At 69.0% G+C, this 25607-nt stretch carries 21 protein-coding genes and 1 tRNA gene; 9 read left to right on the top strand and 13 right to left on the bottom strand.

Translation table 11 applies throughout. The features are described 5' to 3' along the window. Positions 1-6: 6 nt before the first annotated feature. The 3 genes from ACIBH4_RS25765 to ACIBH4_RS25755 all read right to left on the bottom strand — a co-directional run bounded on the left by ACIBH4_RS25765 (position 7) and on the right by ACIBH4_RS25755 (position 4792). Positions 7-1404, bottom strand: coding sequence for an SDR family oxidoreductase (locus ACIBH4_RS25765; protein WP_362768406.1), 1398 nt, complete (start codon positions 1402-1404; stop codon positions 7-9). 271 nt (positions 1405-1675) lie between these two features. Further along, the gene (locus ACIBH4_RS25760) at positions 1676-3949 is read right to left on the bottom strand and encodes a catalase (RefSeq protein WP_399172959.1); all 2274 of its coding nucleotides are present in this window, start codon (positions 3947-3949) and stop codon (positions 1676-1678) included. Between the two features lie 420 nt (positions 3950-4369). Then, on the bottom strand, positions 4370-4792 hold the full coding sequence (locus ACIBH4_RS25755) for a VOC family protein (RefSeq protein ID WP_362513210.1): 423 nt from the start codon (positions 4790-4792) through the stop codon (positions 4370-4372). Between the two features lie 147 nt (positions 4793-4939). Between ACIBH4_RS25755 and ACIBH4_RS25750 the strand changes: the two genes are divergently transcribed. Further along, on the top strand, positions 4940-5911 hold the full coding sequence (locus tag ACIBH4_RS25750; protein ID WP_362768403.1) for a WYL domain-containing protein: 972 nt from the start codon (positions 4940-4942) through the stop codon (positions 5909-5911). A 110-nt stretch (positions 5912-6021) separates the two neighbouring features. Here the strand turns inward: ACIBH4_RS25750 and ACIBH4_RS25745 are convergent. The 10 genes from ACIBH4_RS25745 to dnaA form a co-directional block, all read right to left on the bottom strand. Next, positions 6022-6095: transfer RNA gene (locus ACIBH4_RS25745), tRNA-Ile, on the bottom strand. Between the two features lie 142 nt (positions 6096-6237). Next, complete coding sequence (locus tag ACIBH4_RS25740) at positions 6238-6594, bottom strand: DUF3566 domain-containing protein (RefSeq protein ID WP_386198519.1); 357 nt, start codon at positions 6592-6594, stop codon at positions 6238-6240. Positions 6595-7163: 569 nt separating this feature from the next. Beyond that, positions 7164-9713 (bottom strand): DNA gyrase subunit A, encoded by a 2550-nt coding sequence (gene gyrA, locus ACIBH4_RS25735; protein ID WP_362513201.1) that lies wholly within the window; start codon positions 9711-9713, stop codon positions 7164-7166. Between the two features lie 31 nt (positions 9714-9744). Beyond that, positions 9745-11697 carry a DNA topoisomerase (ATP-hydrolyzing) subunit B gene (gene gyrB / locus ACIBH4_RS25730; RefSeq protein WP_362513198.1) on the bottom strand — a complete coding sequence of 651 codons (1953 nt, stop codon included), beginning with the start codon at positions 11695-11697 and terminating at the stop codon, positions 9745-9747. A gap of 299 nt (positions 11698-11996) precedes the next feature. Beyond that, complete coding sequence (locus tag ACIBH4_RS25725) at positions 11997-12503, bottom strand: DciA family protein (RefSeq protein WP_362768397.1); 507 nt, start codon at positions 12501-12503, stop codon at positions 11997-11999. Between the two features lie 286 nt (positions 12504-12789). Beyond that, positions 12790-13965, bottom strand: a complete 1176-nt coding sequence (gene recF / locus ACIBH4_RS25720) for a DNA replication/repair protein RecF (RefSeq protein ID WP_362513192.1) — start codon at positions 13963-13965, stop codon at positions 12790-12792. A gap of 122 nt (positions 13966-14087) precedes the next feature. Then, on the bottom strand, positions 14088-15032 hold the full coding sequence (gnd, locus tag ACIBH4_RS25715) for a phosphogluconate dehydrogenase (NAD(+)-dependent, decarboxylating) (RefSeq protein ID WP_362513189.1): 945 nt from the start codon (positions 15030-15032) through the stop codon (positions 14088-14090). Positions 15033-15064: 32 nt separating this feature from the next. Then, the gene (locus tag ACIBH4_RS25710) at positions 15065-15850 is read right to left on the bottom strand and encodes a 3-keto-5-aminohexanoate cleavage protein (RefSeq protein ID WP_362768394.1); all 786 of its coding nucleotides are present in this window, start codon (positions 15848-15850) and stop codon (positions 15065-15067) included. A 125-nt stretch (positions 15851-15975) separates the two neighbouring features. Continuing rightward, positions 15976-17115 carry a DNA polymerase III subunit beta gene (gene dnaN, locus ACIBH4_RS25705; protein ID WP_362513183.1) on the bottom strand — a complete coding sequence of 380 codons (1140 nt, stop codon included), beginning with the start codon at positions 17113-17115 and terminating at the stop codon, positions 15976-15978. 575 nt (positions 17116-17690) lie between these two features. Then, on the bottom strand, positions 17691-19433 hold the full coding sequence (gene dnaA, locus ACIBH4_RS25700; RefSeq protein WP_362768391.1) for a chromosomal replication initiator protein DnaA: 1743 nt from the start codon (positions 19431-19433) through the stop codon (positions 17691-17693). A gap of 532 nt (positions 19434-19965) precedes the next feature. On the opposite strand from dnaA, the gene rpmH reads away from it, so the two are divergent. From rpmH to ACIBH4_RS25660, 8 genes are all read left to right on the top strand, one after another. Then, positions 19966-20103 carry a 50S ribosomal protein L34 gene (rpmH, locus tag ACIBH4_RS25695; RefSeq protein WP_329088117.1) on the top strand — a complete coding sequence of 46 codons (138 nt, stop codon included), beginning with the start codon at positions 19966-19968 and terminating at the stop codon, positions 20101-20103. 66 nt (positions 20104-20169) lie between these two features. After that, positions 20170-20586, top strand: coding sequence for a ribonuclease P protein component (rnpA, locus tag ACIBH4_RS25690; protein ID WP_362513175.1), 417 nt, complete (start codon positions 20170-20172; stop codon positions 20584-20586). After that, positions 20586-20864 carry a membrane protein insertion efficiency factor YidD gene (yidD, locus tag ACIBH4_RS25685; protein WP_362513746.1) on the top strand — a complete coding sequence of 93 codons (279 nt, stop codon included), beginning with the start codon at positions 20586-20588 and terminating at the stop codon, positions 20862-20864. The genes rnpA and yidD overlap by 1 nt, the downstream gene beginning before the upstream one ends. 4 nt (positions 20865-20868) lie before the next feature. After that, positions 20869-21816: a membrane protein insertase YidC gene (gene yidC, locus ACIBH4_RS25680; protein WP_362513172.1), complete on the top strand. Its 948-nt coding sequence runs from the start codon at positions 20869-20871 to the stop codon at positions 21814-21816. Positions 21817-21851: 35 nt separating this feature from the next. Beyond that, positions 21852-22355: a R3H domain-containing nucleic acid-binding protein gene (locus ACIBH4_RS25675; protein ID WP_350941863.1), complete on the top strand. Its 504-nt coding sequence runs from the start codon at positions 21852-21854 to the stop codon at positions 22353-22355. Positions 22356-22670: 315 nt separating this feature from the next. Then, on the top strand, positions 22671-23366 hold the full coding sequence (rsmG, locus tag ACIBH4_RS25670; protein ID WP_362513169.1) for a 16S rRNA (guanine(527)-N(7))-methyltransferase RsmG: 696 nt from the start codon (positions 22671-22673) through the stop codon (positions 23364-23366). 197 nt (positions 23367-23563) lie between these two features. Then, positions 23564-24490: a ParA family protein gene (locus tag ACIBH4_RS25665; RefSeq protein ID WP_350941859.1), complete on the top strand. Its 927-nt coding sequence runs from the start codon at positions 23564-23566 to the stop codon at positions 24488-24490. 72 nt (positions 24491-24562) lie between these two features. After that, positions 24563-25537 carry a ParB/RepB/Spo0J family partition protein gene (locus ACIBH4_RS25660; protein WP_362513164.1) on the top strand — a complete coding sequence of 325 codons (975 nt, stop codon included), beginning with the start codon at positions 24563-24565 and terminating at the stop codon, positions 25535-25537. The last annotated feature ends 70 nt before the right edge of the window (positions 25538-25607 follow it).

Raw genomic sequence — 25607 nt, 5'->3', positions numbered from 1 at the left:
TCGGCGTCACGACCTGCCGCTGTCGCGCAGTCCGGCCAGGCTCCAGGCGAGGGCGACCCCCGCGTCGGAGAGTGCGACAGGACGCCAGCGGCCGTCGACCACCCCGAGCGCCACGGCGGTGCCGGCGTGCACCAGGTCGATCATGGCGCCACCGGCGAGCACCGACCGGCTGGGGCGAAGACCCGACCAGGCCGCCTGGCCCAGCTGCCTGGCACCCAGCAGACGAGCGACGACCTTCGCCCCGCGACTCCTTCTCCCTCCGAGGGTGCGGAGCACCTGCGAGGGCGCCAGCAGCAGCGCCAGGCCCCATGCCGCGCGCGTGACCTCGATCGTCCGCACCGGTGGCATCGGTCGCTCCTCGAACGACCCACGCCACCTCGTCCCCTTCGCCGTGCGCCGGTGCGCCCACGCCAGAGCGCCCAGCACCGCCGTCAGGGCCGAGGCCCCCGCGAGCAGTCCGTGATGCTGGGAGGCCCAGAGCTGCGGGCTGCGCGTTATCGCCTTGTGGTCGAAGGAGCCGTGCGCCCCCTCATCGGTACCGGGTTCTTCGTCGGCCGGACGCCACAGGTTGGGAGGGACCCGATGGGTCACCTCGGTGGTCTGCTGGGAGGCGTAGCCCGTCCAGGCCAGGTATCGGTCCAGGAGGCCGGGGATCACCGCGTTGGCGAGGAGCGTCGCCGCGGTCGAGACTCCTACCCAGTATTCGCGCCGCCGCGGGTGCTCCGCCGCGTACAGGATGGCGTCGGCCGGGATCTCGGGCTCGTAGATCGGGGGAACGGGCTGGGGATGGCCGGGCAGACGCGACAGCACCCAGTCGAACTGCGGCGTGTTGACCGCGGGCATCTGCACCATGGTGACCCGTACACCGCTCCTGTCGTGCAGCAACTCGCAGCGCAGCGACTCGTTGAATCCCTGGATGGCGTGCTTGGCTCCGCAGTACACGCTCTGCAGCGGAATCCCCCGGTATGCCAGCGCCGAGCCGACCTGGACGACCACCCCGTGATCGCGGGGAAGCATCCGCCTCAGCGCGGCGCGCGTGCCGTTGACGAAGCCGAGATAGGTGACCTCGGTCGCGCGGCGGAACTCCTCGGGTGTGATCTGCGTGAAGGGGGCGAACACCGAGGCGAAGGCGACGTTCACCCACACGTCGATGGGACCGAGTTCGTCCTCGGTCCGCTCCGCGGCGGCATCGATCTGATCATGATCGGCGGTGTCGGCCTCGATGACCAGCGCCTCGCCGCCCGCCTGGCGCACCTCGCGCGCGGCCCCCTCCAGGCCGTCGGCACCTCGTGCGATCAGCGCCACGGCGTCGCCCTCGGCGCCGAAACGGCGGGCGGTGGCCCGGCCGATGCCCGCGCTGGCTCCGGTGATCACTACGACGCGTCGTCCATCTCGTGTTGTCATGGCTCGACTCCCATCGTGCAGAGTCGATTTACCCTGACAAAAACGACATAACACGCTAAAAGGATTAATGTTCTCGTAGTTGACGCGCTCCCCTGAGGCGGCGTGGCCGGACGGCGTCACCGGCGCGCGGGGCGAGGCGCGCGTTGGTGTCGAGGTTGGCCGGCGTCACCGGTGCGCAGGGAGAGGCCGGTGGCCGTCCGTGGTGATGACGAGCCGGAACAATCCGCGCCCGTCGGCCCACGAGGCCACCGCCTCGCCCCGAGCGTTCCTGTCAGGCGATGTCGATCGCGGTGGGGAAGCGTTCCCAGACCCGGTGCTGCCCCAGCAGCCGGACGACCTCCCCGAGCACGCCGTCGCCGCCGTCGCCGACGAACACACCGGGTGCCGCGGTGTCGATCCCCGCGGCGGTGAGCGCCCGCTCGGCATCTCCCCAGCCGCCGAGCGGCTTGGCATGGCGGAACGCCTCACCGAGCATCAGCAGCACCCGCGGGTCGATTCCCGCGGCGAGTGTGCCGGTGCCCGCCTTGGCGTCCCTGGCGCCGTAGGCGTCCTTGCCCGGTGCGGGCGCCCCGGCCAGCAGCAGGGCGTCGAACTCCACCGACCTGGCGGTGGCGAAGGTGCGCTGCACGGTGACGGGATCGGCTCCGTCCGCTCCGAGCACGCCACCCGCCGGGGCGATGACCAGCGGCACCATGCCGCCGTCCAGGATCGCCTGGCGAACGGCGCGTACCCCGTCCAGGCCGCTGTTCTCGCCGACGACGATGCCGATGATCCGGCCGGTGGTGGGCCAGGTCTGGCCGAGCTGGGAGAGCGCGGGGCTGGGCTCGACCGGAGTCGGCGGACCCGTCGGCTCCGGCACGGGGAGACCCAGTCCCGCGGCCACCTGCGCGCACAGATACGAGTCGATCTCGGCGAGCACCCGCAGAGTGCGCTCCTTGATCGCCTGCTCGTAGACCTTGCCGAGCTCGAAGGTGTACGCGGAGATGACGTGCTCGCGCTCGACCGGGGTGAGGCTCAGCCAGAACTGGCGGGGCTGGCTGAAGTGGTCGGCGAACGACGCCGGAGCCTCGCGCACCTTCCGGCCCGCGACCTGCACCGGCCTCTCCACATACCCGCCCTCCTGCTGCCCCGCGAAGAAGGGACAGCCGCCGTCGAGGGAGTTGGGCTTGTAGGGGGCGACACCCGCGTGCACCGCCGTCTGGTGCAGGCCGTCACGCAGCATGTCGTTCACCGGGGCGTGCGGGCGGTTGATCGGGATCTGCGCGAAGTTGGGGCCGCCCAACCGGCTGATCTGGGTGTCCAGGTACGAGAACAGGCGCCCCGCGAGCAGCGGGTCGTCGGTGATGTCGATACCGGGTACCAGGTGGCCCGGGTGGAAGGCGACCTGCTCGGTCTCGGCGAAGTAGTTGGTCGGGTTGGCGTTGAGGGTGAGCAGGCCGATCGGCTGGACCGGCGCCAGCTCCTCGGGAACGATCTTCGTCGGATCCAGCAGGTCGATGCCCTCGAAGGTCTGCTCGGGGGTGTCGGGGAAGGCCTGGATGCCCAGCTCCCACTGCGGGTAGGCGCCCGCCTCGATCGCGTCGGCCAGATCACGCCGGTGGAAGTCCGGGTCCATGCCGTTGATGATCTGGGCTTCCTCCCACACCAGTGAGTGCACCCCGGCCTTGGGCTTCCAGTGGAACTTCACCAGCGTCGTCGCCCCTTCGGCGTTGACGAGCCGGAAGGTGTGGATGCCGAAACCCTCCATCGTCCGGTAGGAGCGGGGGATGGCCCGGTCGGACATGTTCCAGATGGTGTGGTGGGTGGCCTCGGTGTGCAGGGACACGAAGTCCCAGAACGTGTCGTGCGCGCTCTGGGCCTGGGGGATCTCCCGGTCGGGATGCGGCTTGGCCGCGTGGATGACGTCGGGAAACTTGATCGCGTCCTGGATGAAGAACACCGGGATGTTGTTGCCCACCAGGTCGAAGACACCCTCACCGGTGTAGAACTTCGTAGCGAATCCCCGCGTGTCGCGCACCGTGTCCGCCGACCCCCGTGACCCGAGGACGGTCGAGAAACGCACGAAGACCGGGGTCTCGACGCCCTCGGCGAGAAATGCCGCCCTGGTCACCGTCGAGGCGTTTCCATAGGCGCGGAAGACACCGTGCGCGGCGGCGCCGCGGGCGTGCACGACGCGCTCGGGAATGCGCTCGTGATCGAAGTGCATGATCTTCTCGCGCAGGTGGTGGTCCTGCAGCAGCACCGGTCCGCGGGGACCGGCCTTGAGCGAGTGGTCGGTGTCCGCCAGCCGCAGGCCCTGAGCCGTCGTCAGGTACTCGCCGCCCTGCGCCCGCGCCGCCGGCGGCACATCGGCGGGTTGCCCGGTCGGGGTGAAGGGGTCGGGGCCGCTCTGGTCGGGCTTGGGCGGCAGAGGCGCCCGGGGCTCGGTCGGCTCATCCAGCGACGGTGTCCCGCTGCTCGGCCGGCCGGGGACCACATCCGAAGATCCATCACCCGACACGGCGTCGACCACCTTGTCGACGACCTTGTCGACCGTTTCCTTCATCGGATGAGACTTCTCCATCGTTCCCCCTCGAGGTATGGCGTCACCGGGCGGAGATCACGTCCGGTCCCCGGCGGGCCGATGCGCCGAGGGCGCGGTCGGACCGTCGGGAACCAGCGGTGGCGCTGTGCGATGCCCCCGCTTCGGCACATGACCTGACTACGGCTTTGGGATCCCGCTGCTCACGACCCGGGATCCCTGTTCTTGACCGGCTCCGCAACACGGGTGCGGACATCGTTCGTTCGGGCGTGTGCCCTACCCGGCGACTCCACACTCCATGAGCGGCGCTTCTTTCCACGTAAGGTCAGGTCCTTACCCGCTCCCTCGTGGGCAAACGTCCGAGCCTCACCCACCCCTCGCCACACCCCACCTGCGAAAAGCCGCGCACCACCCGCGAACACGTCGTGGCGCCCGCCCCCGCGATCAGCCGTTGTACGGGCTCGCCACGTCCAGGACCCAGACGACGCCGAAGCGGTCCCTGAGCATCCCGTACAGCGGAGCCCACTGCGCGGGCCCCAGCGGCTGCACGACGGTCGCCCCGACGGACAGCTCCCGCCAGTACTCGGTGATCTCCTCCACGCTCTCGCCGCGCACGGAGAGGAAGAACGAACTCTCACCCCGGTCCCACGGCAACCGCGAGGGCACGTCGTACGCCATCACGTGAAAGCCGTTGTCGGCGACCACCTGTCCCCACATCACCTGATCCGCCTCGGCGGGGTCCTGCACGTTTCCCGCCTCCTTGTACGTGACGACGGCGACGTCGCCGCCGAACACGGACCGGTAGAACTCCAGCGCCGCGCGGGCGTCGCCCCGGAAGTTCACATGCGCCACGGACTTGACGGACATACTCCACCCCTGATCTCTGCTCATCGTCTCCGGGCGCCATCAGGCGATCCCGGCCTGGACCGTCGACCGCGAACCTGCTCGGCCGGGGACAACGGTCGCAGGGGAAGTGGCCAGGATCTGTCCTCTTCTCCCGGCAGACTGGATGGCATGCCGAAAACCTCAGCGCGGCTGCTGGCGCTGCTCTCGCTGCTCCAAGCCCGCCGGGACTGGCCAGGAGCGCTGCTGGCCGAGCGACTGGACGTCAGCCCCCGCACCGTACGCCGCGACGTGGACCGCCTGCGCGAGCTCGGCTACCCCATCACGGCCTTCAAGGGGCCCGACGGCGGGTACCGGCTCGACGCCGGCACGGAGCTGCCCCCGTTGCTGTTCGACGACGAGCAGGCCGTCGCCCTGGTCATCGCCCTGCGGCTCGCCACCGCCGGCGGCGCCGACATCGAGCAGGGCGCGGCGCGCGCCCTGCACACCATCCGCCAGGTCATGCCCGCACGACTGCACCACCGCATCGACACCCTCCAGGTCACCGCCGTCGAGCGGCCGGAGCTCCGGCCGGGCCCGCAGGTCGACAGCGGCGTACTCACCGCGCTCAGCGCCGCCGTCCACGCCCGCGAGGAACTGCGCTTCGACTACGCGTCGGAAGCGGACGACGGCGACGCGCTCGCCCCGCCGCGCCGAGTGCAGCCCCATCACCTCGTCACCTGGGGCGGACGCTGGTATCTCGTCGCGTGGGACCTCGACCGCGAGAACTGGCGCACCTTCCGCGTCGACCGGATCACCCCGCGCGTCCCCACCGGGCCACGCTTCACACCGCGCGAACTGCCCGGGGGCACGGTGGCCGCCTTCGTGACCGCCAGATTCCGGGGCTCCGACGACTCCTCCGCCGACTGGCCGTGCCGCGGCGAGGTGATCCTCGACCTGCCCGCCGACATCGTGTCCCGCTACACCCGCGAAGGAGTCGTCGAAGAACTCGGCCCCGACCGCTGCCGGCTCGCCCTGGGGTCATGGTCGTGGACCGCCCTGGCCTCCGACGTCGGCAGGTTCGACGCCGACATCGAGGTCGTCGGCCCGGCCGAGCTCAGGGACGCCTTCACCCTCCTCGCCCGCCGCTTCGCCAGAGCATGACACGACGACCACCGGCACGACCCTGCGATGAGGATGAGTCCAAGGGAACGTGGTCACCCGGAAGATCAAAAAAGGCCACTTCCCTGCCGGGAAATGGCCTCTGAGCTGGGTGGGGCTACCAGGACTTGAACCTGGGACCTCTTCCTTATCAGGGAAGCGCTCTAACCGTCTGAGCTATAGCCCCTCATCACACAGACGAACGGTCTCGTATCCGTTTGGCGGAGACGAACCCGTTCGCTCGAACAGGGAAAAGCTTACCCTGTTTCGGCACCTGCTCGCGCCATGTCCCCACCCCCGAAAGAGGGCGGGGACACTCGGCGGGACGACTACTCGGCCTCGCTGAAGGTGACCTCCACACCGCCGACCAGGTCGGAGGCGATGTTGTAGATCACAGCGCCGAGAGTGGCGAGAGCGGTGATCAGCACGACGTTCACCGCGCCGATCAGGGCGGTGTAGCCCAGGATGCGGACCGGCTCGAACCAGGAGGCGATGTCGACGCCGTTGGTCGAGTTGCCGTCGGCCGTCGTCAGCTGGGTGACCGTCTGGATGATGTTCTCGAACACCCCGAGGCTGGACAGCACCATGTAGAGGGCCGCGACCGCGATGAACAGCACCACGAAGCAGACCAGCGACACGACGAAGCTGAACTTCATCGCCGACCACGGCTCGATCCTGCGCAGCACCAGGTGCGCCTTGCGGGGTGACCTCGGACCGCCGACGTCCGCGGCCTTCCTGTCGGTCGCGTCAGCCGGGGCCTGGGGCGACGACAGGCTGCCAGGCGACCATGAGGCCCGGTTGTTCTGCTGCCCGGCCGACGGCCGGCTCTGCTGCCCCGGTGAGGGGGCGGACGGAGAACGCCCTTGCTGTCCCCCGGCTGGAGGCGTGGTCGGGGCGGACGGGGAACGTCCCTGCTGCCCCCCCGGTGAGGGCGAGGCGGAGGGGGAACGCCCCTGCTGTCCTGCCTGCGGTGGCGTGGGCGACTGCGGTGGTGGCGCGGATGGTGGTGGAGATCCGCTTGGACGGATCCGCACCGTGGTGTCGGCCTGCTTGCCGTCCTCTGTCGTCGTCACTTTCGGCCTGCCCTTGCGATTGTCGGATACCGATCCATCGGTTTCCGGCGCGGGCACGCTACCGTTAACCGGTGACGAGGCCGCCTCGGCGTCCTTCGTTCCAGCGATCTTGTCCATCTTCTCCGTCGCCTGATCGCGTGTCGACGAGGAGGCGGGGCGCGATCCCGGCTTGCCCTGAGCATTCACGGATTCTCCCCTTCCCCGTTCTCACCGGTCTCCACCTGCGCCTCGGCGCTTTCCCCGGTCACCGGGTTCTCCCCGGTCTCCAGCGCCTCCGCATTGCGGGCCAGCGCCACGACGCTGTCCCCCTCCGCCAGATTCATCAGCCGAACCCCCATCGTCTGGCGGCCAGACTGCTTGATCTCCCCGGCACTCGTCCGGATAACCCCTCCGGCGGACGTAATGGCGAAAACCTCGTCCTCGGGTCTGACCATGACCGCGCCAACCAGCTTGCCACGGGCACTTACGATCTTGGCGGTCAGGACTCCCTTTCCACCCCTTCCCTGAAGAGGGTACTGATCCACGGGGGTGCGCTTGGCGTATCCGCCCTCGGTCGCGACGAGAACGTTGTCGCCGTCGGCGATCCGGTTCATCGCGAGGAGCTCGTCCCCGTCGAGGAATCGCATGCCGATCACGCCGCTGGTCGCCCTGCCCATCGGGCGCATGGCCTCGTCGGAGGCCGTGAAGCGGATGGACTGGGCGCCGCGCGAGACGAGGAGGAGATCGTCGTCCTCCGACACCAGTCTGGCAGCGATCACTTCATCATCTTCGCGCAAATTGATCGCAATGAGACCACCCGTGCGCGGCGAGTCGTACTCGGAAAGGCGCGTCTTCTTCACCAGGCCGCTGCGGGTGGCGAGCACGAGGTACGGGGCGACCTCGTAGTCGCGCAGGTCGAGGACCTCCATCACGACCTCGTCCGGCTGCATGGCCAGCAGGTTCGCCAGGTGCTGCCCACGCGCGTCGCGGCCGGAGTCGGGCAGCTCGTACGCCTTGACCCGGTAGACGCGACCCTTGTTGGTGAAGAACAGCAGCCAGTGGTGCGTCGTGGTGACGAAGAAGTGGTCGACGATGTCGTCCTGGCGCAGCTGCGCGCCCCGCACACCCTTGCCGCCGCGCTTCTGCGCCCGGTAAAGGTCTGTGTTGGTTCGCTTGGCGTAGCCACCGCGGGTGATCGTGACGACCATGTCCTCCTCGGCCAGGAGGTCCTCGATCGACATGTCGCCCTCGTAGGCGATGATCTCGGTCTTACGGTCGTCGCCGTACCGGCCGGTGAGCTCCGTGAGCTCCTCCTGGACGATCGAGCGCTGCCGCTCGGGCGAGGCGAGGATCGCCTGATACTCGGTGATCTGCGCCATCAGCGCGTCGTACTCGTCGGTGATCTGCTGGCGTTCCAGGGCGGCCAGCTTGCGCAGCTGCATGTCGAGGATCGCCTGCGCCTGGATCTCGTCGATCTCCAGCAGCGTCATCAGGCCACCCTGCGCCGCGGACGCCGAGGGCGACCGGCGGATCAGGGCGATGACCTCGTCCATCCGCTCCAGGGCCTTGAGCAGCCCGCGCAGGATGTGCGCCCGCTCCTCGGCCTTGCGCAGGAGGTATCGGGTCCTGCGGACCACGACGTCGATCTGGTGCGCCACGTAGTGGCGGACGAACTGGTCGAGCCTGAGCGTGCGCGGCACGCCGTCGACCAGGGCCAGCATGTTGGCGCCGAAGGTGGTCTGCAGCTGGGTGTGCTTGAAGAGGTTGTTCAGCACGACCTTGGCGACCGCGTCGCGCTTGAGCACGATCACCAGACGCTGGCCCACCCGCGAGGAGCTCTCGTCGCGGACGTCGGCGATGCCGCTGATCCTGCCGTCCTTCACCGCCTCGGCGATGGTCAGCGCGAGGTTGTCCGGGTTGACCTGGTACGGAAGCTCGGTGACGACGAGGCACTGGCGGCCCTTGGCGTCCTCCTCGACCTCGACGATCGCCCGCATGGTGATCGAGCCGCGGCCGGTGCGGTACGCGTCGTCGATGCCGCGCCGGCCCACGATCAGCGCGCCGGTGGGGAAGTCGGGCCCCTTGACGCGGGCGATCAGCGCTTCGAGGAGCTCCTCGTCGTCGGCGTCGGGATTCTGCAGGCACCAGACGACGCCGCTCGCCACCTCCCGCAGGTTGTGCGGCGGGATGTTGGTGGCCATACCGACCGCGATGCCCGCCGCCCCGTTGACCAGCAGGTTGGGGAAGCGCGAAGGCAGGACGAGGGGCTCCTGGGAGCGCCCGTCGTAGTTGGGGACGACGTCGACGGTGTCCTTGTCGATGTCGCGCAGCATCTCCATCGCGATGGGCGCGAGCTTGCACTCGGTGTAGCGCATCGCCGCCGGCGGGTCGTTGCCCGGGGAGCCGAAGTTGCCCTGCCCGTCGACCAGCGTGTAGCGCAGCGACCAGGGCTGCGCCATCCGCACCACGGTCGCGTAGATCGACGTGTCGCCGTGCGGGTGGTAGGAGCCCATGACGTCACCGACGACGCGGGAGCACTTGAAGTAACCGCGGTCGGGCCGGTAGCCGCCGTCGTACATGGCGTACAGCACGCGGCGGTGCACCGGCTTGAGGCCGTCGCGGACGTCCGGCAGCGCGCGCGAGACGATGACCGACATCGCGTAGTCCATGTAGCTGCGCTGCATCTCGGACTGGATGTCGACCGGCTCGACGCGGTCGGTCGGAGGGCCGGGCGGAGTGTTGACTTCCGTCACAGGTCAAGATCCTTTTCTGGTACGGCTACCGCTACACGTCGAGGAAACGGACATCCCGGGCGTTCCTAATGATGAAGGAACGGCGGGCTTCGACGTCCTCACCCATGAGCACGCTGAACAGCTCGTCGGCCTGGGCCGCGTCGTCGAGGGTGACCTGGAGGAGAAGGCGGGTGTCGGGGTTCATGGTCGTCTCCCAGAGCTGGCCCGCGTTCATCTCGCCCAGTCCCTTGAAGCGCTGCACGTTGTCGCGCGGCCGGGGGTCGGGCTTGCCCGCGTCGATACCGGCCTGGATGACCGCGTCACGCTCGCGGTCGGAGTAGGCGTAGGAGGCGTCCTCGCCCTTCCGGTCCCACTTGATCTTGTAGAGGGGCGGCTGGGAGAGGTAGACGTGCCCGGCCTCGATCAGGGGCCGCATGAAGCGGAACAGCAGGGTGAGCAGCAGCGTCGTGATGTGCTGGCCGTCGACGTCGGCGTCCGCCATCAGGATGAGCTTGTGGTAGCGGAGCTTGGTGATGTCGAACTCGTCGTGCACGCCCGTGCCCATGGCGGTGATCAGCGCCTGGACCTCGTTGTTCTGCAGGACCTTGTCGATCCGGGCCTTCTCGACGTTGAGGATCTTGCCGCGGATCGGGAGGATCGCCTGGAACTTGGAGTCGCGGCCGCCCTTGGCCGAGCCGCCCGCCGAGTCACCCTCGACGATGTACAGCTCGCACTTCTCCGGGTCGCTCCACTGACAGTCGGCCAGCTTGCCCGGCAGCCCCGAGCCCGACTCCAGCAGCGACTTGCGCCGGGTCAGGTCGCGGGCCTGGCGGGCCGCGAGGCGGGCGCGGGAGGCCTGCAGGGACTTCGTGATGATGTCCTTGGCCTCGCCGGGGTTGCGCTCGAACCAGTCGCGCAGGTGGTCGTTACAGGCCTTCTGGACGAACGACTTCGCCTCGGTGTTGCCCAGCTTCGTCTTGGTCTGGCCCTCGAACTGGGGGTCTGTCAGCTTCACCGAGATGATCGCGGTGAGCCCCTCGCGGATGTCCTCTCCCGCGAGGTTGTCGTCCTTGCCCTCCTTGAGGAACTTCTGCTCGCGCGCGTAGCGGTTGACGATGGACGTCAGCGCGGCGCGGAAGCCCTCCTCGTGGGTGCCGCCCTCGGCGGTGTTGATCGTGTTGGCGAAGGTGTAGACGGACTCGCTGTAGGAGTTGTTCCACTGCATCGCGATCTCGACGGCGATGCCCTCGCCCTGCGCCTCGAAGTCGATCACCGAGAGGTGGGCCGGCTCCTTCTTGGAGTTGAGGTGCTTGACGAAGTCGGACAGGCCGCCCTCGTAGTGGTAGGTGACCTCCCGGAGCTCCCCCTCCTCTCCGTCGACGAACTCGGAGCGCTCGTCCCTGATCGAGATCGTCAGGCCCTTGTTGAGGAAGGCCATCTCCTGGAAGCGGCGCGCGAGGGTCTCGAAGTGCCAGGTCGTGGTCTCGAAGATGCTCTCGTCGGCCCAGAAGGTGATCGAGGTGCCGGTCGCGTCGGTCTTCTCCCCCTTCGCCAGGGGCGCGGTGGGCCTGCTCTCGACATAACTCTGCCGCCAGTAGTGCCCGTCGGTGCGGATCTCCACATCGAGCCTGCTGGACAGGGCGTTGACGACGGAGACACCCACGCCGTGCAGTCCGCCGGAGACCGCGTACGACTTGTCGTCGAACTTGCCTCCCGCGTGCAGCACGGTGAGGACGACCTCGACCGCGGGACGGTTCTCACCGGGGACGATGCCGACGGGGATGCCACGGCCGTTGTCGACGACCCGCACGCCGTTGTCGGCGAGCAGGGTGACCTCGATCCGGTCGGCGTGCCCGGCCAGGGCCTCGTCGACGGAGTTGTCGACGACCTCGTAGACGAGGTGGTGCAGACCGCGCTCGCCGGTCGAGCCGATATACATACCGGGGCGCTTACGGACCGCCTCAAGCCCTTCGAGAACGGTGATTGAGCTAGCGTCGTAGGACAAGTGCGAAATCCTCCTGCCGCGGACACGCGGCAGGGAGACAAGATGTAGCCCCGCCGTGCCCGTCACCGTCGTGAATGCCCCGATGCGCTCACCCAGGGGAGCCGACATGCTCGCCGGGGGGTGGCACGCAAACGGACGTGTCCGGAATTCGATTTCATTCTAGCGGCTCAGAACACATCATGTGGCATTGACAGCCTCTGGAATGGCCTGTCGCGCGACGATCATCGTCTTGGACATCCCCCTACGCGGAGGGGGTTCGTCGCGTCAGAGGAGCCGCTGATCCGTTTTTCAGGCCCGTGTCAGCCGTACGTGTCGCCCGGACCGCGGCTCCCGGTGACACGCAGACCGCCACTGGACCGGGGACCGTTCTGAGGGCCGCGAACCTTTACCTTTTGCACCGTTCCGTCCCCGAGCTCCTCATTCAACCTCCTGACGAGCGTCCTCGCCAGGAGACGGACCTGGGTGGCCCAGGCTGTGGAGTCGGCGACCACCACGACCTCGCCGTCGGCGAAGGTCTCCGGCTTGGTGTGGGCCGCCATGTCGGCGCCGACGATCTCGTGCCAGCGGCCGAAGACGCCGCCGATCGCGGCGGGCTGCTCCCAGCCTCGGTCGGACAGCAGGTCCGCGATCGCCCTGCCGAGGAGCTGGGGGTCACCGGCGTCCCTGCGCGCCCCCGACGCCCTGCGCCGCGGCTCGCGGCGGGGCAGCTGCCCCCGTCTGGCGGCGTCCGACTTGGCCTGGGCCAGCTTCTCCCTCGCCAGTGCGGCCCCCTTGGCCGCCGCGTTCCTCGCGGAACCGGCGGCCACCCCGTCCACACCCGTGCCGGCCGGGTCCGCCGAGCCCTTACCGGCCGAGTCCGCCGGGCCTTTACCGGCCGGGTCCGCCGGGCCTTTACCGGCCGGGTCCGCCGGGCCTTTACCGGCCGGGTCCGCCGGGCCTTTACCGGCCGGGTCCGCCGGGCCTCGCGAACCCGAAACGGGCCCGGCCGCCCGGCCCTCGCCTCCCCGCTCCCGGCCCTCCCGCGCCGCCGCGCGCCTCCTCGGCTCCGGGGTCCGAGGCACGGGCACCGGGCCGCTCGCGCGCTCTCCCGCGTCATCGGACACGGGCCACGCCCCCCTCGGTCACGTCGAAACGGCCCCCCGCCAGCTCGGCGGGCACGTCGTCGGACACCGCGGCGGTGATCAGGACCTGCTCGGCGGGTGCGACCATCTCGGCCAGACGGCGCCTGCGCCTGCTGTCCAGCTCGGCGAAGACGTCGTCGAGGATGAGGACCGGATCGCCGCCGTCGGCCCTGAGCAGGTCGTAGGCGGCCAGCCTGAGCGCCAGCGCGAACGACCACGACTCGCCGTGGCTGGCGTAGCCGCGCGCGGGCAGCTCCCCCAGACCGAGGAACAGGTCGTCGCGGTGCGGGCCGACGAGGGTGACACCGCGTTCCAGCTCCGAGGCTCGGACCTCCAGCAGGCCGGCGCGCAGCCGTTTGGCCAGCTCGGTGCGATCGGTCCCGGCGTCCGCGGACAGGGTGCCCCGGTATTCCAGCGCCGCGGCCGCGGAGTCCGGCGCGAGGGAGGCGTACGAGGCGGCGACGAGCGGGCGCAGCGTCTCGACCAGCTCCAGCCTGGCCGCGAGCAGCTCGGCGCCGTGCGTGGCCAGGTGTGCGTCCCAGACCTCCAGGGTGCTCAGCGGGTCTCCCGCCCCCGCCTCGGCGAACGCCGCGTCGCTCTCCGCCCGCCGCGTGCTCCTGCCCCGGCCCCTCCTGGCCTGCGCGGCGGTGCGCAGCAGGGCACCGCGCTGCTTGAGCACCCGGTCGTAGTCGGCGCGCACCCCCGCGAACCTGGGCGTCCTGGCCACCAGGAGATCGTCGAGGAACCGGCGCCGCTCGGAAGGATCGCCCTTGACCATGGCGAGGTCCTCGGGGGCGAACAGGACCGTGCGCAACAGGCCGACGACCTCGCGGGGACGGGGGACCGGGGAACGGTTCAGCCTGGCCCGGTTCGCCCTGCCCGGGTTGATCTCCAGCTCGATCAGCGCGCGCCGGTCGTCGCGCACCACCGACGAGCGGACGACCGCCCGCGCCGCGCCCTGCCTGACCAGCGGTCCGTCGTTGGCGACCCGGTGGCTGGCCTGCGTCGCCACGTAACCCAGCGCCTCAACGAGGTTGGTCTTCCCCATGCCGTTGGGTCCGACGAAGGCCGTGACCCCCGGCTCCATGCCGAGGTCGACGTTCTCGTAGGACCGGAAGTCGGTGAGGGAGAGATGGGCGACATGCACCCCAGGAAGATTAGTCGGCCTCGCCCGTCACCGCGGCCTCCCGTGCCCGTACGGCTCGCGCCCTGTGAAAAGGTCGTGGCGCGAGCCGCGCTGAGTCGGGGGGCGATGCTGCGCCGACCGGGCTATCCGGCCGCCTCGGCCGGGGGCGTGACGTCGGCGCCGGGGGAGTCGGCGCCCTTCTCCGTCGCGCCCGCCTTGGAGGTGACCGCGTGGCCGCCGAACTGGTTGCGCAGGGCCGCGACGACCTTCATCGCCGGCGAGTCCTCCTGGCGGGAGGCGAACCTGGCGTACAGGGCGGCGGTGATGACCGGCAGCGGGACCGCCAGCTCCACGGCGGCCTGCACCGCCCAGCGGCCCTCGCCCGAGTCCTGCGCGTAGCCCTCCAGCTCCGCCAGGGTCGGGTCCTCCTCCAGCGCGCGGACCATCAGGTCGAGCAGCCAGGAGCGGATGACCGTGCCCTGCCGCCAGCTCTTGAAGGAGCCGGCCGCGTCGGTCACGATGTCGGAGGCCTGAAGCAGCTCCCAGCCCTCGGCGAACGCCTGCATCATGCCGTACTCGATGCCGTTGTGGACCATCTTGGCGAAGTGGCCGGCGCCGACCGTGCCGGCGTGGACGAAACCGTCGTCGCCCTCGGGCTTGAGGGTCTCGAAGATCGGCATGACCCGCTCCACCTCGGCCTTGTCGCCGCCGACCATGAGCGCGTAGCCGTTCTGCAATCCCCAGACGCCGCCGCTCACGCCGCAGTCGACGAAACCGATGCCCTTGGCCGAGAGCTCGGCGCCGTGCTTCTGGTCGTCGACGTAGTGCGAGTTGCCGCCGTCGACAAGGGTGTCGCCGGGTGACAGCAGGTCGCCGAGTGCCCTGACCGTCGCCCTGGTCGGCTCACCGGAGGGCACCATGACCCACACGGTGCGCGGCGCCTGGAGCCGCTCCACGAGCTCTTCCAGGTCGGCGACGTCACTGACCGCGGGATCACGGTCGTATCCGACGACGTCGTGACCTCCTCGGCGCAGGCGCTCAGCCATGTTGCCGCCCATCTTGCCCAGCCCGACCATGCCGATCTGCATACGAGCGCCCCCTTCAGGGTTTCGTCGTTCACCTACGCCAAGCGTGCCCGCGCAAGTCTTACCAGCTCGGCGTTCCCGCCGACAGGGCCGCCCACAGGGCTGTGGAGAACGTCCTCCAGGCCGATGCGCGTGGCGAGTCCAGCCTGCCCCGCCTCGTCCAGGAGAATCCAGGTCGGGTCCCCCTCCCCGTGGAGCAGTCTCGGGCCGGGGACGCCGAGTTCGGCGAGGCGATCCAGGATGGCACGCGCCCGCGGGAGGGCCGTGTCCGCGGGACCGCCGATGATCTCGACGAGCACCCGCGCGCACTCCAGGCCGGTCGCGGCGAGGGCGTCGGCGTCCTCCACCGACCAGACCCCCGCCTCCACGTCCACACCGAGCCGCCGCAGGTCCTGCCACAGGGCCTCGAATCCGGGCTCGGAGAGGTTCGCCGACGCGAAGTCCGGCAGCTCGCCCGGGGCGAGCCCGGCCCAGCCGCGCACGGCCTCGCGCCGCGCGTCCACATCCCAGCCGGTTATCCACAGCCCTGTGCTCACCCCGACGGGGAGGCCGGGGCACGCCTCGCGTACGGCGCGCACGGCCGCCCCGATGTGCGCGGCGCTGAGCGACTCGCTGCCCGCCTCGTCGCGCGGATGCATGTGAACGGCGTCCGCACCCGCCCCACGAGCCTCACGGGCCGCCTCAGCGAGCTCCAGAGGGCTCAGGGGGAGGGTCGGGTGCTCGCCGGGCCTCCTGGCGCCGTTCAGGCACGCCTTGAGCCACGTCGCTCCCCCTCCGGCCCCGCCGGACGTTCCCGAGTCCCCACCCGTCGCCGTGTCCACCCCGGAGTCGCCTTTCCCGCCGGTCTCCGGTGCCGCCGCGAGATCCTTTTCCCGGCCCGCCCCAGGACCTGTGGAGGGATCCTTCGCGCCGGGCCGTCGCGGGCCGCCCATCGGGTGGACGGGCATCAACTGGACAGGCGGATGGGCATGATCAGATAGCGGTAGTCGGGAGCACTCCCGTCGTCCGTGGGTTTGCCCCCGGTGAGGATGGCGGGCTTGGTGGACGTGGTCATCTGCAGGCGGGCCACGTCGGAGTCGATCGCGCCGAGCCCCTCGAGCAGGAACTGGTGGTTGAAGGCGATGTTGATGTCGTCGCCCTCGAAGTCGACGGGGAGCACCTCGACCGCCTGTGCCTCGTCCCCGCTGCCCGCCTCCAGGACGACCTCGTCGCCGCGGAAGGCCAGCCGTACGGGCGTGTTGCGCTCGGCGACCAGGGCCACGCGCTTGACGGCCTCGACGAAGGCGGCCGTCGGCAGCTCGGCACGGGCGGAGAACTCCGTCGGCAGCAGCGAGCGGTACTTGGGGAACTCGGGGTCGAGCAGCCGTGTGGTGGTGCGGCGCCCCGCGCTGGAGAAGCCGATCATGCCCTCGCCGGTGCCGCCCGCGGAGCTCAGCGCGATCTCGACCTCGGCTCCGGTGCCGCCCAGAGCCTTGGCCGTGTCGGCGAGGGTCCTGCCGGGGATCATCGCGATGGCCGAGAAGTCGGGCTGGCCCGGCTGCCACTTCAGCTCGCGTACGGCGAGGCGGTAGCGGTCGGTCGCCGCGAGCGTGACCGTGTCACCCTCGATCTCCACGCGCACGCCGGTGAGCATCGGCAGGGTGTCGTCCTTGCCCGCGGCCACGGCGACCTGGCCGACGGCCGAGGCGAACACGTCGCTGCCGATCCGTCCTGCGGCGGGGGGCATGGTGGGCAGGGAGGGGTAGTCCTCCACAGGCATGGTGAGCAGGGTGAACCGGGCGCTGCCGCAGGTGACGACGGCCTTGGCGCCCTCCACCACGAAATCCACAGGCTGTGCGGGAAGCGCCCTGGTGATCTCGGCCAGAAGCCTGCCCGAGACGAGCACCACGCCCGCCTCGCCCGTCTGCAGTTCGAGGGTCACCTCCGCGGAGACCTCGTAGTCGAAGCCCGAGAGCTTGAGCTGCCCGTCCTCCGTGACCTCAAGACGCATGCCGGCCAGCACCGGCACGGAGGGACGCGCGGGCAGGCTGCGCGCCGTCCATGCGACCGCCTCAGCGAGCACGTCTCGGTCGACCCGGAACATCACGTGGATCCGCCTCCTGTGTGTCGAGCGCCATCCGCTCGGTGCCTGGGGTTGAAGTGTTCACTCTCGCGCACCCGCGCTCCCTCGGAACCCCTCTTATGGCTCTTGGGTTTCCTAGTTAGAGATACAAGTGGCCTTCGTATTAGGGGCTGTGGATACTGTGGAAAGCCGTTGTTTCCGCAGGTCAAGTGCTGTTTTTTCATCCACCGGGGCTGTGGGCGACCACTGTGGACAACTCTTGGGGCTGGGGAGAACTCCGGAGTACACACAGGCCGTCCCCAGATTCGGTGCCCTCTGTCCCCAAGTTTTCCACGAGGTTTCCCCAGGTTATCCACGGGGTAGGAGGTCGTTTTGTCCTTGTGGAAAACTCTCCCCACAGGGCGTCCCCAGGTTATCCACGAGTTGTCCCCAGGTTGTCCCCAGGTTCTCCCCAGAGTTGTCCACAGACGCCGAACAGCGTTCGGACCAGTGGGTTTCCAGATGATCATGGTTCGACGCCCCCGAGCTCCCGGAGCCCTCGCGAACCGTTGATCCACAAGGTTTTCCACAGCCTGTGCATCACGGGGTGAAAAACCTCATCATCCATTGCGGGACTGCTGCTTGATGCGGGTCGTCAGCTCGTTGACCTGGTTGTAGATCGAGCGTCGCTCGGCCATCAGGGAGCGGATCTTCCGGTCGGCGTGCATGACCGTGGTGTGGTCGCGGCCGCCGAACTGCTGGCCGATCTTCGGCAGCGACATGTCGGTGAGCTCCCTGCACAGATACATGGCGATCTGGCGGGCGGTGACCAGGACGCGCGAGCGCGACCCGCCGCACAGGTCGTCGATCGACAGGCCGAAGTAGGCGGCGGTGGAGGCCATGATCGTGGCGACCGTTATCTCGGAGCCGGCGTCCTCGGTGATCAGGTCCTTGAGCACGACCTCGGTGAGCTGCAGGTCGACCGACTGCCGGTTCAGGCTCGCGAACGCGGTCACCCTTATCAGGGCGCCCTCCAGCTCGCGGATGTTGGTGGAGATGCGGCTCGCGATGTACTCCAGCACCTCGGGCGGCGCGGCCAGGCCCTCCTGGATCGCCTTCTTGCGCAGGATCGCGATCCGGGTCTCCAGCTCGGGCGGCTGGACGTCGGTGATCAGACCCCACTCGAACCGGTTGCGCAGCCGGTCTTCCAGCGTGACCAGCTGTTTCGGCGCCCGGTCGCTGGAGATGACGATCTGCTTGTTGGAGTTGTGCAGCGTGTTGAAGGTGTGGAAGAACTCCTCCTGCGTCTGCTCCTTGCCCTCCAGGAACTGGATGTCGTCCACCAGCAGGATGTCCACGGCCCGGTAGCGGCCACGGAAGTTGTCGGCCTTGTGGTCGCGGATGGAGTTGATGAAGTCGTTGGTGAACTCCTCCGAGCTCACGTATCTCACCCGCGCGCCGTCGTAGAGGCTCTGGGCGTAGTGGCCGATCGCGTGCAGCAGGTGGGTCTTGCCCAGGCCCGAGTCACCGTAGATGAACAGCGGGTTGTACGCCTTGGCCGGCGCCTCGGCCACCGCGACCGCCGCCGCGTGCGCGAACCGGTTGCTGGAACCGATCACGAAGGTCTCGAAGGTGTACTTCGGGTTCAGCCGGGCCGGCTCGCCCTGCGTCCTGCTCCCGCGCCCGTCCCATCTGTTCTGAACCCCTCCGGCGCCACCCGCGCCGGGCACGGGTGGCGCGCCGCGGTCGAAGGAGTCGGGCTCGGGCCGGGGCGGGGACGGCTGGGGGTTGTAACCACGGCCGTATCCGGGGCTCTGCTCCCCCTGCGAGGAGCTCTGCGAGGGCTCCGCGGGGAGATACGGCTGGGGCGACTCCTCGCCCTGCTGGTACGGATAGGAGAACGACTGTGCCTGTGGATAGTCGGTGGACGACTGCGGGGCCTGGTTGCCCCCCGGGTAGGGGTGCTGCGGCCCGGAACCCCCGTGGTGCTGGCCCTGAGGGGGTTGTGCATAACCTTGCTGAGCCCCGCCAAGCTGTGTATAACCCTGCGGCTGGGCCTGGGGATAAGTGTCCTGGCGGGGGGGAAGCCCGGGCTCTGGGCCCGCCGCGCTGGGGTCGACCATGACCGCCACCCGCATCGGGCGGCCGAACTCCTGGGAGAGCGCCTGGCTGATGAGCGGACGAAGCTTGTTTTCCAGGACATCTCTGGCGAAATCCGTGGGGGCGGCGAGGACCACGGTGTCGTTCATGAGGCCGAAGGGCCGGGTCATGTTGAGCCAGACCCGCTGCTGGGACGGGACGTTCTCGTTCAGGGAGTTCTCAAGAGCCCTCGCCCAGACAGCGCTGAGGTCCGTTTCGTCCATGGTCCGGCTCCCCTCCTCCCGACGCGGCCCCGCTGGCCTACCGCGATCTGTTTATCCACAACGGTGGCCGCCGGGCGCACCGGATCTCGTCGTTGTCCACATGCCGGGAGTCCCGTGGCCCCTTCGTGGGCGCCGTACGAAATCCACATCGAATCCACAGGCTGTGCACAGCCCGTTACCTGCGGTCCGACGCGTCCTCGCAGCGGAGAGAGGGTCTGGAAGGGCCGACAGTAGCCCTGTCCACAGCTGTGTACAAGACGTTGTCCACAGCCTAGTGGCGTACGGGGGGGACGGAGCGCACATCCTGTGGACGGCGAGGCGCCGGTGGATAACGTGCCTGTGGAAACGTGGATAACCTGTGTTGGCGTGCTTCGGAAACAGCCTCTGGTTTGACCTGGGACACGCCTGACCCGTAACGTACGACGGTCGGCTTGTCACGCGGCGGCTATTTCGCATGCCCCGCATCCGGCAGGTCAGCCATTGTCGAGCGTCCCCATGTGCTGGGGATGCGTCTTGAGCCTGGAGCCCACTCGTGAGCAAGCGTACTTTCCAGCCGAACAACCGCCGTCGTGCGAAGACCCACGGCTTCCGGCTCCGCATGCGCACCCGCGCCGGCCGCGCCATCCTTGCCGCTCGCCGTCGCAAGGGCCGCGCCGAGATCTCCGCCTGACGCATCCGTTGCGCCCGTTCGCCGGGCCAAGGCAGTAGCGTCTGTCGCCCACCGGCATCGCTGCCGGTGGGCGACAGGCGTACCTGCCCAGGGTCACCAAGATCTCTCGTGCTGCCGTCAGGGTCCCGCATGCGCCGGGGCGACGAGTTCGCCGGCGCGATCAGAAGGGGAAGCCGAGTAGGCCGCCCCACCCTGGTCGCGCACCTCGGCATGCGCTCTGACAGGGATGCTCCCCCCCTGGTGGGATTCGTGGTGAGCCGTGCCGTGGGAGGCGCGGTCATCAGGAATCGCGTCAAACGTCAGTTGAGACACCTCATGCGAGACCGTCTCGACCGGCTTCCGAGAGGTAGCCTGCTGGTGGTACGCGCCAATCCACCGGCCGCGTCCGCGCGAAGCGAGCGCATCGCCGCCGAACTCGATGTCGCGCTGGATCGTTTACTCAGGCGGCTGGAGCCCTCAGGGGCTCGCATGGATGGGCGATGATGACGGCGCAGCAGACCGCTGGAATTTCTCCGGCTGCCAGGATCCTGATGGCTCCGATCCGGTTCTACCGGGCCTTCGTGAGCCCTCTGCTGGGTCCCCGTTGCCGCTTCCACCCCTCGTGCAGTGCCTACGGCCTCGAAGCCGTGGCCGTTCACGGCGCGCTGCGCGGCACATGGTTGACGATCCGGAGAATCGGGCGTTGCCACCCATTCCATCCCGGAGGCCTTGACCCGGTGCCCCCGCGCCCGGGCCGGTCCGACGAAACGCAAGGGAGCTAGCTCGGTGGAGCTGTCCTGGCTGAACTGGCTGTACACAGCCGTCGCCCAAGTAATCACCTGGATTCACGAGGGCTACAGCACCTTCATTCCGAGGAACAGCGGGCTCAACTGGGCGCTGACCATCATCACGCTCACCGTGCTGATGCGATTGTTGATCTTCCCGCTCTTCCTGAAGCAGATGCGCTCCTCGAAGAAGATGCAGGAGCTGGCGCCCAAGGTCCAGGAGATCCGCAAGCGGTACAAGAACGACAAGCAGCGCATGAACCAGGAGGTCATGGCGCTGTACCAGGGGCAGGGAGCCAACCCGCTGGGTGGCTGCCTGCCGATCCTGGCGCAGTTCCCGATCTTCATCTCGATGTTCACCGTGCTGCAGGCCATGGCCGGTGGGCACGCCAAGTTCGGCATGACGCAGACCCTCGTCGACAGCGCCCGGGCCGCGCACATCTTCGGCGCCCCCATCCCCGCGACGTTCTTCACGAGCTCGGCCGACATCGTCCAACTGGACGCCGACCCGATCATCACCAAGGTCGTGCTCGCGATCTTCGTGGCGGTCAGCTCGCTGACGACCTTCCTCACCGTCCGGCAGAGCGTGACCCGCTCGATCGCCCAGATGCCGGACAACCCGATGGCGCAGCAGCAGAAGATCCTGATGTACGTCTCGCCGCTGTTCGCGATCTTCTCGCTGAACTTCCCCCTCGGCCTGATCCTCTACTGGGTCACCACCAACGTCTGGACCCTCGGCCAGCAGCACTGGTTCTACAGCCGCAACCCCTCCCCGGTGGTCGATGCCAAGGGCAACGTCACCACTCCCGAGCCCAAGCCGAGCCTGCTGAGCAAGGTCAAGAAGACCGCTCCCGAGCCCGAGGCGCCTGCGGTACCGGAGCCCAAGGTGATCCGGCAACAGCCCACCCGCCAGCCCCGCAGTAAGCGGAGCGGCAGCAAGAAGTCCTGACGTCTCATCCCGACAGCACGAAGGAGTGGCCGGACGTGACCGAGGCCGAGGCCGAGAAGGAGCCCGCGAAGGCGGTTCCCGATCTCGCCGCCCTGGAGCAGGAAGGCGAGATCGCGGCGGACTACGTCGAGGGTCTGCTCGACATCGCCGACATCGACGGTGATATCGACATGGATGTCGAAGGCGATCGCGCCGTGGTGTCGGTCGTCGATATCAAGGGCGGCGACCTGGTCGGCCCCAACGGTGAGGTGCTGGAGGCCATCCAGGAGCTGACCCGCCTCGCGGTCCACCGCCAGACGGGTGAGCGCTCACGCCTGATGCTCGACATCGGCGGCTACCGCGACCGCCGCAGGAGCGAGCTGAGCGAGCTCGGCACCAAGATCGCAGCGGACGTCAAGCGGAACGGCGAGCCCAAGTCGCTGCAGCCGATGACCCCGTTCGAGCGGAAGATCGTGCATGACGCCGTCGCCGCAGCGGGCCTGCGGAGCGAGTCCGAGGGCGAGGAGCCCCGTCGTTTCGTGGTGGTCCTTCCCGCCTAGCCCTCCTTGGCGCGAAGGTACGCGCTGACAAAAGGCCGCTGCCCCCCGGTTCCCGGGGGGCAGCGGCCTTTCTCGTGACTCCACACCCTGACCTACGGTGGTGCTGTCACTCGTTCTCGTGACGCCGGATCCCGATCCATCGTGGTGCCATCACCTGTTCTCGTGACGTCACACCCCAACCCACGGTGGCGATGTCACCCGTTCTCGTAACCCCACGCCCCAACCCACGGTGGCGACGTCACCCGATGCCGAGGCGGGCCATTAGCCTTGAGACCGGCCTGAGCCCGATTTTTCCGAGGGAAGAGTGAGCGTCGAGTGAGTGACCAGATCCCCGAACCGCCCGAGGTCGCGCGCGAGGTGTTCATCGGCGACGCCTGGGCGAGAGCGGAGGCCTTCGCGGAGCTGTTGGCCGGTCCCGGGGTGGTGCGCGGGCTGCTCGGCCCGCGGGAGGTACCGCGCATCTGGGACCGCCACCTGCTCAACTGTGCGGTGATCGCCGAGGTCGTGCCCGCCGACGTACGACTGGTCGACATCGGTTCCGGCGCCGGTCTGCCGGGCCTGGTCCTCGCGATCGTGCGACCCGACATCACCGTCACCCTCCTGGAGCCGCTCCTTCGCCGGACGGTCTTCCTGGAGGAGTGCGTGGAGTCACTGAAACTCGGCAACGTCGAGGTGTTGCGCGGCCGGGCCGAGGAGTTCGCGGGCAGGCGGGAGTTCGACGTCGCCTCCGCCCGCGCGGTGGCGCCGCTCGACCGTCTGCTGAAATGGTCGCTGCCCCTCCTGCGCGAGGGCGGTGAGCTACTGGCCATGAAGGGTGAGCGTGCCGCTGAGGAGTTGGCGGACGCAGAGGCGCAATTACGGTCGAGTGGGGTGCAAACCGCCGAGCTCGCATCGGTCGGGCGCGGTAAGGTCGAGCCGCCCGCAACTCTCATCCGAGTGGTCGCCGGTCGAGCTCCCGAGGGAGCGCGGAAGACCTCTCGCCGGAAGGATCGTGCCTCGCGCGGCAGGTAAGCGCGAGGCCCCCAGATAAACCGAGCAAAGCGAGTACGAGGCCAGTGGAAGACCATTCGAGTGCGATCGCCAGCGCGAGGAGCGGTCTCGGCTGGCCCGAGGTTCCTGCCGTTTTGCCCCATGGACGGCTTTCCGGTCTGGGCTGGCCGGCACCGGCTCCCGGTGCCGTAGTCAGGCCGGTTGAAAGGAAGACGACCGTGACCCAGACCCCCCTTAATCCCGGCGACTCGCCGCTGGTACGAGAGGCACTCAGCTCAGTGGTTTCACGTGAAACATCGGCCCAGAAGACCGCCACCGCTCCCGGAGGCTCCACCGGGGTCCGAGATGGGGACTGGCCGCGCCCTGCCAAAACCCGAATTTTCACCGTCGCGAACCAGAAGGGCGGCGTCGGCAAGACCACCACGTCGGTCAATCTGGCGGCGGCGCTGTCCATGCACGGCCAGCGGGTGCTCGTGGTCGACCTCGACCCCCAGGGCAACGCCTCGACGGCCCTCGCGGTCGAGCACCGTGGTGACGTACCGGATATGTACAAGGTGCTCGTGGAGGATCTGCCGCTCGCGGAGGTCGTGAAGGCGGTTCCGGACATGCCGGGCCTCTACTGTGCCCCCGCCACGATCGACCTCGCCGGAGCCGAGATCGAACTGGTCTCCATGGTCGCCCGTGAGGCCCGCCTGCAGCGCGCGCTGACCGCGTACGACGCCGTCGAGTTCGACTACATCCTCATTGACTGCCCGCCCTCGCTCGGCCTGCTCACGGTCAACGCGCTGATGGCCGCGAACGAACTGCTGATCCCCATCCAGTGCGAGTACTACGCGTTGGAAGGTCTTGGCCAGTTGCTGAGGAACGTGGATCTGGTCCGCGCGCACCTGAACCCCACACTCGACCTCTCCACCATCCTCATGACGATGTACGACGGACGCACCCGCCTCGCCTCCCAGGTCGCCGAGGAGGTCCGCTCCCACTTCGGCGCGACGGTGTTGAGCACGCTCATCCCCCGAAGCGTGCGCGTCTCCGAGGCGCCGAGTTACGGTCAGTCGGTCATGACGTACGACCCGGGCTCCAGCGGTGCGATGGCCTACATGGACGCCGCCCGCGAGATCGCTTATCGCGGTGCGGCCGTATGAGTGCCGGGAATCTCGTGGCCGTGGTCACGGGAATGTCAGTGAGTGCGACACCTTGAGTCTCGGGAGGGGCAAGTGAGCAAGCAGCCGAGAGGGCTGGGCAGAGGGCTGGGGGCGCTCATCCCGACGGGCCCGGCCGTCGTCGCGGAGGCACCCGCGTCGATGACCGCGACCATGGTCGCCCCGGAGCCGGTGACACCGGAGCGCCCGGGGCCCGCCCCGGTCGCGGGCGCCTACTTCCTTGAGATCCCCGTCGACGACATCGCGCCCAACCCACGCCAGCCGCGCGACATCTTCGACGAGGACGCCCTGAAGGAACTGGCGACCTCGATCGGCGAGGTCGGCCTGCTCCAGCCGATCGTGGTGCGCGCCACGGGCGAGGGACGCTACGAGCTGATCATGGGGGAGCGCCGCTGGCGCGCTTCCAAGCTCGCCGGGCTCTCCGAGATCCCCGCGATCGTACGGGAGACCCAGGAGGACAAGCTCCTGCTCGACGCGCTCATCGAGAACCTCCAGCGCGAGCAGCTCAACGCCCTGGAGGAGGCGGCGGCCTACCAGCAGCTGCTTGATGACTTCGGCGCCACCCACGAGCAGCTCGCCGCCCGCATCGGCCGTTCCCGCTCGCACGTGACCAACACGGTGCGCCTGCTGAAGCTCCCACCCGGGGTGCAGCGCAAGGTCGCGGCCGGAACGATCAGCGCGGGCCACGCCCGAGCCCTGCTCCGCCTGGACGATCCCGCCGCCCAGGAACATCTCGCCAACCGGATCTCGGCCGAACTGCTGTCGGTCCGCGCGGTCGAGGAGATCGTCGCCGTGGGCGATGCCAAGGCGGCCCCGGCACCTGCCCCGCGAGCTCCTCGGGCGAAGCCCGACGAGGAGCCGGCCCTCCGGCATCTGGCCGACCGTCTCTCCGACCGCTTCGAGACCCGTGTGAAGGTCGATTTCGGCCGCCGCAAGGGGCGCATCGTGGTGGAGTTCGCGACCATCGACGATCTGGAGCGCATCATCGGCACGATGGCTCCGGGGTCGTTGCAGGCGATGGAGGGGTGATCTCGCCGATCCCGGAGATCTGAAAAAGCGAACCGGCGGTGGAAAGCCGGGGAAGGTGAGCCAGGGGAAG

The sequence above is a fragment of the Streptosporangium sp. NPDC050284 genome, assembly GCF_044459525.1.
Classification (GTDB): domain Bacteria; phylum Actinomycetota; class Actinomycetes; order Streptosporangiales; family Streptosporangiaceae; genus Streptosporangium.
Note: the sequence above shows the minus strand (reverse complement) of the source record. Positions and strands in the feature narration are given on the sequence as shown.